Here is a 13,654-nt window from a genome sequence, read left to right on the forward strand (position 1 = left end):
ATGAAGTTTGTTTTGAAAAAGTTCCCCTTAATAATTATTTTATTTTGCCTAACCAACGCCCTCGCCCAAACTCAATCCACCTTCAAAGTAATCCCCCTCGGCGTACTCGGCGGCGGCGATGAAAGCAACCTCTCATCTTACATGATGGCACCAACAGGTTCAAACGCTTATGTATGCCTGGATGCCGGAACCATATGTGCAGGCATTGATAAAGCCATCAGCAATAAAATATTCACTGTTAATGAAGAAACGGTACTACGCAAATACATCAAAGGCTATTGCATATCGCACGCGCACCTTGACCATGTGGCAGGCATGATCATGAACTCACCAGACGATACAGCGAAGAATGTATACGGACTTCAATACACCCTCAATGTGCTGCGCGATAATTACTTCACCTGGAAAAACTGGGCTAATTTTGGTAGTGATGGTGATAAACCCGCGCTTAACAAATACCATTACACAGCGCTTATCCCCGGAAAGGAAACTCCACTGGATAATACCACCATGACGGTAAAAGCTTTTACCTTAAGCCATGGTAACCCTTACGAGAGCACCGCTTTTTTGGTAGGGAACAATAATAACTACATACTTTACCTTGGCGATACCGGTGCCGATGAGATCGAAAAATCAACTCGGATGAAGGAGCTTTGGGAGGCTGTTGCGCCGCTTACTAAAGCCCAACAATTAAAGGGCATAATGATAGAAGTATCCTTCCCTAATGAGCAGCCCGATAAATCACTTTTCGGCCATCTTACCCCACGTTTGCTGATGAACGAGATGAAAGCGCTTTCTACCCTTACAGGAACGGGTGCGCTAAAAAACTTCCCGATAGTGATAACGCATCTAAAACCTGCCGGTAACCATATACCGGCTATCAAAAAGCAATTAGCAGATCTGAATGTCTTGGGTTTAAAACTTATCTATCCGCAACAGGGCAAACTCCTGCAGTTTTGATGCGTAATTTCCCCAAATGTGCTCATCGTTTTATGGATTTGCTTTCTAAATCTGATGGACTAAATACGCATCGCTAAAAATGATGCCCTGCTCGCTGCAACTTTTTTCTGCAAGTTTTCGTAAAATTAAAGGGTTATAATCCAATAAGGTGGTTATGTAATTATCGAATTTGCATAATGGTATCACTTTTTGGTATGAATATTGTCATTTTGGTAAAACGCAGCGCGCGTTTTTTGTAAATTACACTACAATTAAGTAAATTGCGTTGTTGTAAATAATAAGCAACTATTAAACCAGATTATAAGTTACAATTAATAAAGTTATGAGCAGTACTTCAAAATCAGCAGCACTTTTACTTGCAGGAGTAGCCGCAGGAATTACATTAGGTATGTTATTTGCGCCACGTAAAGGCAGCGAAAATCGTGAAAAATTAAGCAATTCGGTTAAAAACCTCAGCGGTAACGCCGCCAATAAATTTGATGAGCTTGTAGGCTTTACAGGCGGCCTGGTAGTTTCTATGCTAAACAACAATGCCGATATGTATCAATATGATGACGTAGAACACGCCATCATATAATAAACTTAATCTGTGTTTTTTGCTTTCTTCTTTTTAGTTGGCTTTGCCTGGCTATTATAAGCAATGCACAGGTTTATCCAATAGTCAAGCTCTTTTTTGGTGTTAAAACCTTCCGGGTTTACGTACACGTAACCTTTCATGGTTTTGCCTTTCATTATCATAGCCTGGCAACCATTCATTTCTAAAGCTTCTTCAAATTTATCAGGGCCTATACGGCACAATAAATTATCGTGGCTTACACAAATGCACATTTTGCCATCTACCATAAAGGTAACGCCGCTAAACATCTTCTTTTCTTCTACGTTTGGCAAATCCATAAGTGCCTCGCGCAGCCTGTCGGCCAGGTGATGGTCGTATGCCATTTTTCTAGAATCCGATACCTAAGCTCAGGTTAAACAGGTTTAGTTTATCCTGGTAATTGCTGTCGTTACTGTTCAAGGTGTTCAGGCCTTTTTCGTAACGCAGGTCGATAGATAGTTTTTTGATATCCAGCCCGGCACCAAATTGCAATGCGTAATCCTGGTCGCGGTAATTACGGCCTGTTGCAACACTACCTAAAGCGCTGCTAAAGCTTTGGTCTTTAGTAAGCAGGAATGACACCACAGGGCCAAAGTTTAAACGGCCACCAATACCAAATGCTCCAAATTTATAACCTAAAAGGATAGGTACATCAATACTGTTAAAGGTTACGGTATTGGTATTACCCGCGCCATCGGTAACCTTCGAGCTTTTGCTGGCATAGTAAACTTCGGGTTGCAGGTTGAGGCCTAAGGCACCTATACGTGCGTAAACACCTACGTTATAGCCCGCACGGTTATCGCTGCTAAAGGTTGTGCTGCCATCGGTTGATATTTGTGCCAGGTTTAATCCGCCCTTAACACCAAACTGGAAGCTGGGTATCAATTGTGCCGAAGCATATAATGTTGTGCCTAATGTTAAGGTAAGTAGTATAGCGATCTTTTTCATAGCCGGTTTATTTGTTGAATTGGGTAAAAGTAAATAAAGGTTTCAAATTTTATAACTAAACGCATAAAAGATCAGTTTGTTTATAAAATAAAACAAAGGCCTACCTTAGCGGCGATATGCCTGTATTAGATATTTTATTTAGGGACGAACAGCTTATAGCTATTAACAAGCCCCACGGGCTGCTGGTACACCGTTCATCCATAGCCGCGGATGCCAGTGAGTTTGCCCTGCAAATTTTGCGCGACCAGATTGGGCAGACTGTTTTCCCGGCACACCGGCTGGACCGTAAAACCGGCGGTGTATTGCTGTTTGCTTTGGATAAAGATACAGAGAAGGCCATGCAGGTACAGTTTATGGAAAACTGTGTGGCTAAAACCTACCTCGCTATAGTACGTGGGCACACGCCTGATGACGAAGAAATAGATTATCCCTTACGCAAAGAGAATGGTACTTTGCAAGATGCCCTGACCCGCTACAAAACCCTTAACCGCGCCGAGTTAAATGTACCCTTAGGTAATCACCCAACATCACGATACTCATTAGTGGAGGCCAAGCCTCAAACCGGCCGCATGCACCAACTACGTAAACACTTTGCACATATATTTCACCCCATTATTGGCGATAGAACCCACGGTTGCAATAAGCAAAACAAGTTGTTTAAAGAGCGCTGGGAAATGGAAACCATGCTGCTGCATGCATCGCAACTTAACTTTTGCCATCCCGTTACAAACGATGCCATTATTATAAATGCGCCTTTACAACCTGAATTTTTGAGGGTAATGGAGCTGATGGGGTGGAGGACTTAGATTGGACAACTTTTTAAAAGTTGTCCAATCTTTACGAATCATAACAAAAAAGGGCAACCTGCCTCATCAGCAAATTGCCCTTTAAATATAATAACGAACTTATTAAGCTGTTTCTAATTCAACCAGTTCCAGAATTTCGCTTGTTCTGGCGCGTGTTTCTTCCAGCAACTGCTCATCTTTTGCTAATGATTTTCCGTATGATGGTATCATTTCGCGTAATTTTGATTGCCATGTTTCGGTGTATAGTTTTCCTGCAAAGCAACGCTCTAATAAGCCAAGCATAATAGATACCGATGTTGATGCACCCGGCGATGCACCTAATAAACAAGCTATGCTGCCATCGCCTGCGGTAACTACCTCGGTGCCAAACTCTAGTATGCCGCCATGCTCGGGGTCTTTTTTAATTACCTGTACGCGCTGGCCTGCAACTTCAAGTTCCCAGTCGTCCATTTTGGCAGTAGGGCAATATTCTTTAAGGGCTTCTAACCTGTCTTGCGGCGATTGGCGTACCTGGTCTATCAAATATTTGGTTAACGGCAGGTTATCTAAACCCGCAGAAAGCATGGGGCGGATATTATTCACTTTGATAGATGACGGAAGATCCAGCAACGAGCCATGTTTTAAAAACTTGGTTGAAAAGCCTGCATAAGGGCCAAACAACAACTCTTTACGGCCATCGATCATGCGGGTATCCAAATGCGGTACAGACATTGGTGGCGCACCAACAGATGCTTTACCATAAACCTTTGCCTGGTGTTGTTCAATAACCTCAGGATTGGTGCATTTTAACCATTGTCCGCTAACGGGAAAACCACCAAAACCTTTTCCTTCGGGTATAGCTGCTTTTTCAAGCAACAGCAACGAGCCGCCACCGGCGCCAATAAACACAAACTTGGTTTTAAGCTTACGTTTCTTTTTGTTACCTAAGTTTTTAACCGTTATTTCCCAGTTTTTGTTGGCATCCTGTTTAAGGTCGCGCACCTCGTGGTTCATGTGCATTATTACACCTGGTTGTTTGTTCAGGTATTTAAATAATTGCCCGCTTAAAGCACCAAAATTAACATCGGTGCCAATTTCCATGCGTGTAGCAGCAACTTTTTGGCCTTCCTCACGCCCATCCATTACCAAAGGCATCCATTCTTTCAATTGCTCAGGGTCTTCGGAGTATTGCATACCTTTAAACAAATGGAATTGCTCTAACGCAGTATGGCGTTTATTCAGGTAGTCAACATTCTCATCACCCCAAACAAAGCTCATGTGTGGTATGCTCCTAATAAATTCTTCAGGTTTGCCAACCAGGTTTTGCTCAACAAGATATGCCCAAAACTCTTTAGATACTTCAAATTGTTCGGCAATTTTTACAGCTTTCGCGGTCTCTATCGAGCCATCGGCCAGTTGTGGGGTATAATTTAGCTCGCATAAGGCCGAGTGACCGGTGCCTGCGTTGTTCCATGCATCCGAGCTTTCGCCGGCTACAATATCAAGTCTTTCAAAAATTTCTATTGTCAGGTCGGGCTGTAAAGCCTTGAGCATCACACCTAAAGTGGCGCTCATAATTCCTGCGCCGATCAGCACAACATCAGGGTCAGCAGCAGCAGAGATAGTTTTCTTACTCATCTTTTTCTTATTAACAATACAAAGATAAGTTGATTTTATAGAAACAATGGCAAGAAAATGGCTTTATTTGTAATAAAATGACAAATTGGTTATGATGCCTATTTAGCTTACCTTTTCTTGTTTTTTGGGACGCCGTTATGTTCTACGTATTTGCATAACTGTGTACCGGTTAATAAAAACGCGCCAACTCCATATACTTCGGTACTACTATCATCAACCTTATCAGGCGATGCGCCTACCTTTTGTACATAGCCAAGCATGCCATCCGGGTGAACCGAGCTTTCCAGCGCGGCCCATGCTTTTTCAACTACAGGCCAATATGTTTTTTTATCCAGAATTTTGTTATTCAATCCCCAAAGCAGGGCATAAGTGTAAAAACCTGTTCCGCTGGTTTCTTTTACAGGAAAACTTTCCGGATCAAGCAGCGAGGCATGCCAGCTGCCATCAGGTTGTTGTAACGATGCTATCCTGGCCGCCATATCTTTATAAAGCGAAATAAACTTCTTTCTTTCCGGATATTTTGCCGGCATATTATCTAACACCCGTACCAGGCCGGCCAATACCCAGCCATTACCGCGCGACCAAAATATTTTTTGCCCGTTTTTTTCTTTTTTATTCAAATAACTGCCATCACGAAAGTAAAGGTGCTCTGCCGGGTCGTACAGGTAATCATAGGTTTTCCACCACAGTTTGGTAGCAATATCAAGGTATTTATAATCATGCGTAGCGGTTGAAAGATAACTTAAACTGGTAGGAGCCATAAACATTGCATCGCACCATGCCCATTCGCGTGTTTGGATGCGGTTTTTCCATTCTAACGATTCTGTATGAGGTGCCGTAACAATACTATCGGCCTGCGCTCTGAATTTGGCTATCATTTTATCATCCTTATACAGCATGTAAAGGTTGGCAAAGGTTTGGCCTATACAATAATCATCTGCATGAGTACGGCGTGGCCCTGTGTTCCAGTTTACATCATTACCAACGCTAAGCAGGTATTTCAGGTAGGCATCATTTTTACTCATTTTGCTTAAGTCAATCATGCCGGTATAGCAGGCGGCATTCGTCCAATCCCATTTAGGGTATTTTGATCCTTTTTCTTTCCACGTGTTTATTTGCCAATCGGCAACGCGTTCCATTGTTTTTAAAATGTTTTTAGGTTGAAACGTAGTGTCAGTACTTTGCGCAGATACACCGAGTGTATACAAAACAGCAAAAAACGGGAGCACAATTTTTTTAGGAAGCATAAAATTGGTTTAATTGACAGGCTAATATATAATGCATAATGCAAATAACCAGCCTAATTCTATCCTTAATTTTTTAGTCTGATTTTACATTGCCAATACTTGGTTTTCTTTGTTTATACGAACAGTAAGCATGGCGGCATTTAATAGCGTAAAAACGAGGGCTGTATAATACAGGTGAAAGGTTAGTGGTATAATAGCTATTTCGCAGATCACGATGATATAATTGGGATGCTTTACATATTTGTAAATCCCGGTGGCAACAGGGCGTGTACCGGGCACTTTGTATATTTTAGTATTCCAGTAATAACCTAAAGTTGATATGACGATAGCTTTAATGCCTATAAGGATGAAAAATAATACTAACAGGATGTAGTTAACACCCGTATCGCCCCGCCAGATGTATTCGCCGATAACCGAAATGATGAACAATGTATGCATGGATACCATAAAAGGGTAATGCTCTTTACCATACTCTACAGCGCCTTGAGCCAGTAACCATTTTTCATTTCGCGATGATATGAGCAATTCGAAAAGGCGTTGGGCTATTAAAAATGAAATAAAGAGTACAAATACCATCATGTTAGTTTTTCATATCCAGTAAAACCATCTCGCTCGAAAAACCGGGCCCCATAGCCAGCATCAAACCATAACCATTTTCAAAACCTTGCGATATGAATTTTTCCAGCACGTATAAAACAGTAGCGCTCGACATGTTGCCATTATCGTTCATGGTTTCGCGGGTGTTTTTTAGAAAATCGCCATCGATATTTAAGGCATCGCGGTAAGCATCTAAAACCTTCTTACCTCCCGGATGGAAAATGAAATTCTTAATGTCGTTTAAAGTTAAGTTATGCCTTGACAGAAACTCAGTAATATCGGCAAGTATATTCTCGTGAATGAAAGTAGGTATATCTTTTGAGAATACCACTTTAAAACCTTTTTCCTGGAATTGCCAGCCCATCACGTCCAACGAATCATAATATAATTTGCTGCTTGCTGCTTTGTAAGCTATTTTTTTGGCTGGTGCCGGATGATTATCCCCTTTTACAATACAAGCCACAATGCCATCAGAAAACAGGCTCGACCCTATAAAGTTGCTTTTGCTGTAATCGTTTTTTATCAGCGTAAGCGAACACAATTCAACCGCGATCAACAAAACTACAGCATCGGGGTTGGCCTTTGCCAATGTATTGGCCTTTGCCATTCCGGATACACCGCCAGCACAACCTAACCCCCAAAGTGGCAGGCGGTTAATATGTGGGTTTAAATGCATTTGGTTTATAATTTGCGCATCAATGCTTGGCGTAGCAAGCCCGGTTGTCGATACAAATATAATATCGGTTATATCTTCTTTTTTTATTCCGGCTTTGGGTAAAACAGCCTCTATTGCCTCGACAGAATAATGCAATGCCCATTGGTTATACTCATCATTACGCTGCTCAAAAGTGGTGTTTTCGGCATAGTAACTCAGTGGTTTAACAAAGTTTCGGGATATGATCTCCGTATTGTCAAAAGCATGTATGAGGCGATCAACTTGAGGGAAGTCAACCATGAACATCTCGCGTGCCTGGTTCTTTACATCCTGCTGGCTAACTTTGTGGGGGAGCTCAATTTTTGAAACTGCTGCAATAAAAGACATTAATGAGGCGGGTTTATTAAATGTATATTATCAACCGGTATAAACACTGATTGTTTTATGCCAGAGGCTAATTTACAATATAATAAACGACAGAAACTGCTAAATGGTGTTTAGCTTGCTATTAATTTGCAGTCTCTATACAGATCGTGTACAAACTCAAAAGTCATAGGTTTTGATGTGAAGGCCTTAACCGACGGGTGGCTTTTTGAGCGGGCTATTTCTTTAGGATCAACAGATGAAGTAAGGATATAAACAGGTATCTTTTTCTTTAAGGTATCGCACATTTCATCGTAACGATTTAAAAATTCCCAACCACTAAGCGATGGCATGTACAGATCAAGCAGGATGATGTCGGGTAATAATTCTACATTCTCTTTGTTTTTGTCCAAAAAATCCAATGCAGAACGGGCATCTAAAAAACAACCGGTCTCAATAAACAAGTTTGTTTTTTTAAATATCTTTTCAGCTATGTACTGAAAGATCGGGTCGTCATCAATTACAAGGGCCTTATACATCATCAACTAATTAATTATCACAAATTTACAAGTAAAAATGAAATTTTTATGAAAGTTAATGATTTTGCGTGTTTTTACGTAAATGTTACATCAAATTATCATAGTCCGATTGTGTATCAATATCAATACTCCCCGGCGCAAACGGAATAACAGCCATATCATGCGGATACTGCGTTAATATTTTTTTTGCGCCCTCGGTCCCTTGCAATAGCATTAACCGCTCAAAATAAATGCGGGTAAACAATACGGGTACACCAATAGTGTCATTGTAGGAGCAAGCAATAATGCCTTTCCTGGTATTTTTTTGCTGGTTTACCAGTTCGTTTACCAGTGTGGTATCAACAAAAGGCTGATCGCAAAGCATAATCACGACGCTTGATATTTGTGGATCCTTTTCTAATTCAGCAATACCCAACCGAATTGATGATGCCATACCTTCCTGCCATTCTTGGTTGTGAATGATAGTAACAGGCTCGCTCTTAATTTCACGTGATATTTCGTCGGCGTAAGCACCCAAAACAACCACAACAGGTTTACAAACCGATGAAAGCGCCGTATGCATTGCATGTTGCAATAAGCTTTTTCCTTTATATGGTAATTGCTGTTTAGGTTGCCCCATTCGGCTCGATTCGCCTGCGGCTAAAATGATCAGCCCGATCATTGGCTAATTGCATGAATGGTGGCCGACTTATATTTTAATGATAAACCATTTCGCTGTGACAAAACCGCCTTAATTTCGGCAATTACTGATAAAGCTATTTCTTCGGCCCCTTCCGAACCAATATCTAAACCTACCGGGCCATAAATACTTTTTAAATGCTGGTCAGTAATTGTTGTTCCGCTATCTTCCAGTTCGCCTAACATACGTTCCAGTTTTTTCTTTGGGCCGAGTATGCCCAGGTAGGGCAGGTTTAAAGGCAATATCTGTTTCAATAGCGCTAATTCGTAATTGTAATTGTGCGTCATGAGTACCATTACCGTGTGCTCATCAAATGTTAATTGCGCGCAAACCTGTTCGGGCTTAGCCACTAATACCCGTGTTGCTTGAGGGAAACGTTCCGCCAAAGCATAATTCGGGCGGCCATCAACAACAGTAGTTTCCCAGCCTAAAATGGCCGCCATTTGTGTTAATGGTATAGCATCGTTACCGGCCCCGATAATTACCAGTGAAACAGCAGGTTTTATGAGTTCAACAAAGCCTGTGTACTCAACACCTGCGGTATAGGTTTTGGTTTTTGATACGCCTTGATTTAACACCTCAGTCGCATCCTTGTTTATTGTGCTTTTAAACGATGCATCCCTTACTGTACTTTGTATCTGCTCATCATCAGTAAGCATATAGCAAGTTCCAGGCTGATCGGCTTTCCTATCCTGTAAGGAGAATATAGTAACCAACACCGCATTCTGCCTTTTACTTAATACCGATTTTATAAGCGCAAGCGGATTATTCGGCTGGGCATTATGAACAGGTTCTATCAGGATATGGATAATTCCATTGCAGCCCAGTCCAACGCCCAGCTTTGCATCATCATCGTCCATGGTATCATAAGTAACCAGCATGGGTTGCTGATGCGCCATGGCCAGGCGAGCTTTGCGCAAGGCATCGCCTTCAAGGCAGCCGCCGCTTATGGCCCCGGTAAGCTCGCCATCTTCGGTAATGAGCATGCGTGCACCGGCACGCCTGTAGGCCGAGCCCTCTACCAATACCACGGTAGCCAAAGCGGTTTGTTTACCAGTTTTAAGCGCGGTATCATAAGCTTTAACTATGTCTTTTAGTTCTTTCATTTATGGCGTGAAAACAAATTTAACATTTAATCCATGTTTTTTGCTCTGCGCTTTTAAATATGGCATCAATGGCTGCCATGTTATTTATGGCGTCTGTTAATGGGGTAGGTACAGGTGTATCATTCAGTATCGCAAGAGAAAATGCATCGCCCTGTAATGTGTACTGGTTTACTGCCGGAACAGTTATTTCATCAATTACTTTATTTACCTGTAGCCACATTTTAGCCGCCGCATCGGCAGGGGCGTTCACAGGTATCTCAATTTCGAGCTTGCCTTTTGTACCGAAAATATTTACACGCTGGTACGGCTCCATTTGGGTTGAGCAGCTGAAAGTCGCACTTTTCCCATCGCCAAAATCCAATATGGCGGATGTGATCCGGTCGGTATGCATTATTGGGTCGCGGTCAATCAGGCTGACTACCTGCCTTGGCTCCCCACCAAAAATAAAGCGCGGGAACGAAATGCAATAACAACCAATATCCATTAAAGCGCCGCCACCTGCTTCAGGCTTGTTGCGGATGTTAGCCGCATCAATATTAAAGTAAGAAAAGAATGCCTGGATAGTTTTAACCTCGCCCAAAATGCCTTCATCAACCAAAGCCTTGGCCTTTAGCCATTGCGGGTGAAAGCGGTACATAAAAGCCTCCATCAGTTTGAGCTGTGGATATTGTTTAGCGGCATCGGCTAATTGTTGTGCCTGTTCCGCATTCAAAGCGATGGGCTTTTCACACAGTACATGTTTACCTGCCTGCAAGGCTTGTAACGTATATTCAACATGCATATCATTAGGTAGTGGGTTGTATATCGCATCAATATCAGGGTCGGCAAAAAGCGCTTCATAGTTTGAATAAAACTTGGGTATACCCAGCTCTTTTGCCGTTTGTTCAGCCTTTTTCCCATCGCGCGACGCAATAGCTGTTACTTCGCAAAGTTTACTTTGCTGCATGGCTGGTATTACCTGTGTGCGTGCAATTTTGGCGGTGCTTAATATTCCCCAGCGTATTTTGGTTTTCATGATTTGGTTTCGACTTTGGATGATCAAATGTATAAAATTGATGTGAACGCCAACCTCACAATCTCATTACAATACTTCTTAAAAGTTAAATTTATTTCACACAATTAAGGTGTTTTTGGGTTGACGATATATAACTAATATGAAAAACTAATTATGGACTCGATTAACAGAAATCAACCCGAAGACACCCGCCAGCCATTGGAAGGTAATGACGCGGTAAAGAAAATAAAAGAAATAGCCGAAAAGGCATCTACTGGATTTTTATGCACGAGCATTAAAACGGGCCTGCCTGTTTCAGCGCGACCAATGGCGGTGCAACAAATTGATGATGAGGGTAACTTCTGGTTCCTGAGCGCTAAGGATAGCGATATGAATAAAGAAATTGAAAAAGACCCCATGGTCCACCTGTTTTTCCAGGCATCGGCACACTCAGGCTTTTTAAATATTTATGGTATTGCCGAGATCAGCTTTGATAAGGCCAAGATCCATGAACTTTGGAAACCATTGGCCAAAGTCTGGTTTACCGAAGGAGAGGATGATCCACGGATCAGCATTGTAAAAGTATCGCCAACACAAGGTTATTATTGGGATAATAAGCATGGTAATTTAGTAGCTTTTGCTAAGATGATTGCCGGTTTGGTAACAGGCCAGACCTTGGACGATTCTGTAGAAGGTAAGATCACTGTATAATTTATAATAGCGATGGGTTTAAACCATCGCTATTATTTTAACATTATTGGTTATCAAGATTAAAGTTTACAGGTATATTGTATTGCACCCGCACCTTTCTTCCATTCTGAATACCAGGAATCCAATGTGGGGCAAGTTTTAATACCCTTATCGCTTCATCACCAAGCCCGTTACCGGGATCGCGTACAGCTTTTATATCAGTGAGGCTACCGTCTTTTTCTACAACAAAAGAGAGTATTACTTTTCCTTGTGTGCCAATTTCTTTTGCGGCATTCGGGTATTTTATTTTAGTGCCTAAAAAGCTGTAAAATTTATCCATTCCGCCAATTGGCATAGGTTCAACCTCAATAGTGCCAACGTTATGTATGCTGGCATCTTCTTCGGTAATTGATGGCCCTTTTTCTGCAGGTCCAACGGGTTCATCAACCGTAATGGGGTTGCCAAGCTCTCCTTTTAAAGTTTTAGAACCTACATCTGCTTTTTCCAGATCTTTATCAGTAGGCGGGGTTTCGCTCACCTCGGGGTCTGGCCGCACAACGGGTGGCGGAAAGCGCACCATGTCATTATGTGGCCTCTGTGCTTCGTGCACTGGTGGCGGAGGGATAACCTTTTCAATACTTGGTGGCGGTGGTAGCACGATATTCTCAACGTTCACTGGTTTGGGGTCTGCCGCCGGGATGTATCCCTTAATGATATTGGCAATAGTTGGGGATGCCAGCACCACAACAAATAATGTTAAGGCAATGGTAAGCGCTTTATTGGTATTCCGCGCATTCTCCTTACGCAGCTGATAAGCGCCGTAAGCCTGGTTACGGTTGGCAAAAACAAGGTTGAGCCAGCCGCTTTTCATAATGTCTATTTTATCTTTTAACATGGTCTTAAAGTTTAGTGGTTAATATTTAATGATCAATAATTAGTCGCCAAGACTAAAGTTTACCGGGATAGTATATTGCACCCTCACCGCTCTGCCATTTTGCATACCCGGTTTCCATTTAGGCGATAGTTTTAGTACCCGTATAGCCTCGTCGGCTAAACCGTTGCCCGGGTCGCGCACTGCTTTAATATCGGTAAGGCTGCCATCTTTCTCCACAATAAATGTGATAACGGCACGGCCCTGTGTGCCCGATTCTTTTGCAGCATTTGGATACCGTATCTTACTTCCTAAAAAAGTGTAAAACTTCTCCATGCCACCAATAGGGGTAGGTTCAAATTCAGCGGTTACAAAAACTTCGCCAGGGCCTTCAGTAGTATTTTCCGAGACGCCTGTGCCATTTGTAGTCGGGCCAAGGTTAGTACCGGCTTGCTGCCCGGTATTGATGGCTCCTTTTTCGTTACCCTCTATTGTTTTGTTGCTTACCTCTGCCTTGGATACCTGTACATCTGTAGGTGGGTTAGCCGCTTTAATATCTTCTACCGGTTTATATTCCTTGTATTCTATCGTTTTGTTTTTTAATTGCTGTGCGGGTTGTTCTTTTAATTGCTTGATGGGTTTTGTTATCTCCGGAATTATTTTAATAATTTTATTATCAATATCAATTTTTCGTTCGATAGGCGGGGGCGTATAGCCGGTCAACATATTGGCAATGGTCGGTACTGCAACCATGCATAGGAAACCACTCAGCGTGATGAGCATTGCCTTATTGGTATTCCTTGCATTATCCTTACGTAACTGGTAGGCGCCGTAAGCCTGGTTGCGGTTGGCAAAAACAAGGTTAAGCCATCCGCTTTTCATAATATCTAATTTTGATCCAAACATGGTTTTGAGTTTAATAGGTTAATAATCTGTTGGTTTCGCTTAGGGATTTGCAGGCTCTTTCAAGTATCGTTGTTAAAAGCG

General features: G+C 42.1%; 16 protein-coding genes. 4 read left to right on the plus strand and 12 right to left on the minus strand.

Annotation, left to right across the window (positions count from 1 at the left end; translation table 11 throughout):
• Both KXQ82_RS05010 and KXQ82_RS05015 read left to right on the plus strand, forming a co-directional pair.
• Entirely contained in the window at window positions 1-960 is a 960-nt protein-coding gene (locus tag KXQ82_RS05010) for an MBL fold metallo-hydrolase (RefSeq protein ID WP_219487061.1), read from the plus strand.
• A 322-nt stretch (window positions 961-1,282) separates the two neighbouring features.
• Window positions 1,283-1,537 (plus strand): YtxH domain-containing protein, encoded by a 255-nt coding sequence (locus KXQ82_RS05015; RefSeq protein WP_219487062.1) that lies wholly within the window; start codon window positions 1,283-1,285, stop codon window positions 1,535-1,537.
• 5 nt (window positions 1,538-1,542) lie between these two features.
• On the opposite strand, the gene KXQ82_RS05020 is transcribed toward KXQ82_RS05015, so the two are convergent.
• Both KXQ82_RS05020 and KXQ82_RS05025 read right to left on the minus strand, forming a co-directional pair.
• Window positions 1,543-1,899: a TfoX/Sxy family protein gene (locus KXQ82_RS05020; RefSeq protein WP_219487063.1), complete on the minus strand. Its 357-nt coding sequence runs from the start codon at window positions 1,897-1,899 to the stop codon at window positions 1,543-1,545.
• A 4-nt stretch (window positions 1,900-1,903) separates the two neighbouring features.
• On the minus strand, window positions 1,904-2,503 hold the full coding sequence (locus tag KXQ82_RS05025) for a porin family protein (RefSeq protein ID WP_219487064.1): 600 nt from the start codon (window positions 2,501-2,503) through the stop codon (window positions 1,904-1,906).
• A 116-nt stretch (window positions 2,504-2,619) separates the two neighbouring features.
• On the opposite strand from KXQ82_RS05025, the gene KXQ82_RS05030 reads away from it, so the two are divergent.
• Window positions 2,620-3,309, plus strand: coding sequence for a pseudouridine synthase (locus tag KXQ82_RS05030; protein WP_219487065.1), 690 nt, complete (start codon window positions 2,620-2,622; stop codon window positions 3,307-3,309).
• Window positions 3,310-3,411: 102 nt separating this feature from the next.
• Here the strand turns inward: KXQ82_RS05030 and KXQ82_RS05035 are convergent, their stop codons facing one another.
• From KXQ82_RS05035 to KXQ82_RS05070, 8 genes are all read right to left on the minus strand, one after another.
• Entirely contained in the window at window positions 3,412-4,944 is a 1,533-nt protein-coding gene (locus KXQ82_RS05035; protein WP_369412429.1) for a malate:quinone oxidoreductase, read from the minus strand.
• A gap of 89 nt (window positions 4,945-5,033) precedes the next feature.
• Window positions 5,034-6,173 (minus strand): glycoside hydrolase family 88/105 protein, encoded by a 1,140-nt coding sequence (locus KXQ82_RS05040; protein WP_219487067.1) that lies wholly within the window; start codon window positions 6,171-6,173, stop codon window positions 5,034-5,036.
• Between the two features lie 84 nt (window positions 6,174-6,257).
• A complete protein-coding gene (locus tag KXQ82_RS05045) occupies window positions 6,258-6,752 on the minus strand; it encodes an isoprenylcysteine carboxyl methyltransferase family protein (RefSeq protein ID WP_219487068.1) in 495 nt (164 codons plus the stop codon).
• Between the two features lies 1 nt (window position 6,753).
• On the minus strand, window positions 6,754-7,812 hold the full coding sequence (locus KXQ82_RS05050) for a type III polyketide synthase (protein ID WP_219487069.1): 1,059 nt from the start codon (window positions 7,810-7,812) through the stop codon (window positions 6,754-6,756).
• A 110-nt stretch (window positions 7,813-7,922) separates the two neighbouring features.
• Window positions 7,923-8,330, minus strand: coding sequence for a response regulator (locus KXQ82_RS05055; protein ID WP_219487070.1), 408 nt, complete (start codon window positions 8,328-8,330; stop codon window positions 7,923-7,925).
• Between the two features lie 82 nt (window positions 8,331-8,412).
• Entirely contained in the window at window positions 8,413-8,988 is a 576-nt protein-coding gene (locus KXQ82_RS05060; protein ID WP_219487071.1) for a nucleotidyltransferase family protein, read from the minus strand.
• Window positions 8,985-10,112: an XdhC family protein gene (locus KXQ82_RS05065; protein ID WP_219487072.1), complete on the minus strand. Its 1,128-nt coding sequence runs from the start codon at window positions 10,110-10,112 to the stop codon at window positions 8,985-8,987. Before KXQ82_RS05065 ends, KXQ82_RS05060 begins: the two co-directional genes overlap by 4 nt.
• 19 nt (window positions 10,113-10,131) lie before the next feature.
• On the minus strand, window positions 10,132-11,127 hold the full coding sequence (locus KXQ82_RS05070) for a Gfo/Idh/MocA family protein (RefSeq protein ID WP_219487073.1): 996 nt from the start codon (window positions 11,125-11,127) through the stop codon (window positions 10,132-10,134).
• 153 nt (window positions 11,128-11,280) lie between these two features.
• Here KXQ82_RS05070 and KXQ82_RS05075 point away from each other — a divergent pair, with 153 nt between their 5' ends.
• Window positions 11,281-11,817, plus strand: coding sequence for a pyridoxamine 5'-phosphate oxidase family protein (locus tag KXQ82_RS05075; protein WP_219487074.1), 537 nt, complete (start codon window positions 11,281-11,283; stop codon window positions 11,815-11,817).
• A 43-nt stretch (window positions 11,818-11,860) separates the two neighbouring features.
• Here the strand turns inward: KXQ82_RS05075 and KXQ82_RS05080 are convergent, their stop codons facing one another.
• Both KXQ82_RS05080 and KXQ82_RS05085 read right to left on the minus strand, forming a co-directional pair.
• On the minus strand, window positions 11,861-12,691 hold the full coding sequence (locus KXQ82_RS05080; RefSeq protein ID WP_219487075.1) for an energy transducer TonB: 831 nt from the start codon (window positions 12,689-12,691) through the stop codon (window positions 11,861-11,863).
• A gap of 39 nt (window positions 12,692-12,730) precedes the next feature.
• On the minus strand, window positions 12,731-13,573 hold the full coding sequence (locus KXQ82_RS05085; protein ID WP_219487076.1) for an energy transducer TonB: 843 nt from the start codon (window positions 13,571-13,573) through the stop codon (window positions 12,731-12,733).
• Window positions 13,574-13,654: the final 81 nt, after the last annotated feature.

Source organism: Mucilaginibacter rivuli (assembly GCF_019391655.1).
In the GTDB taxonomy this organism is placed as follows: Bacteria; Bacteroidota; Bacteroidia; order Sphingobacteriales; family Sphingobacteriaceae; genus Mucilaginibacter; species Mucilaginibacter rivuli.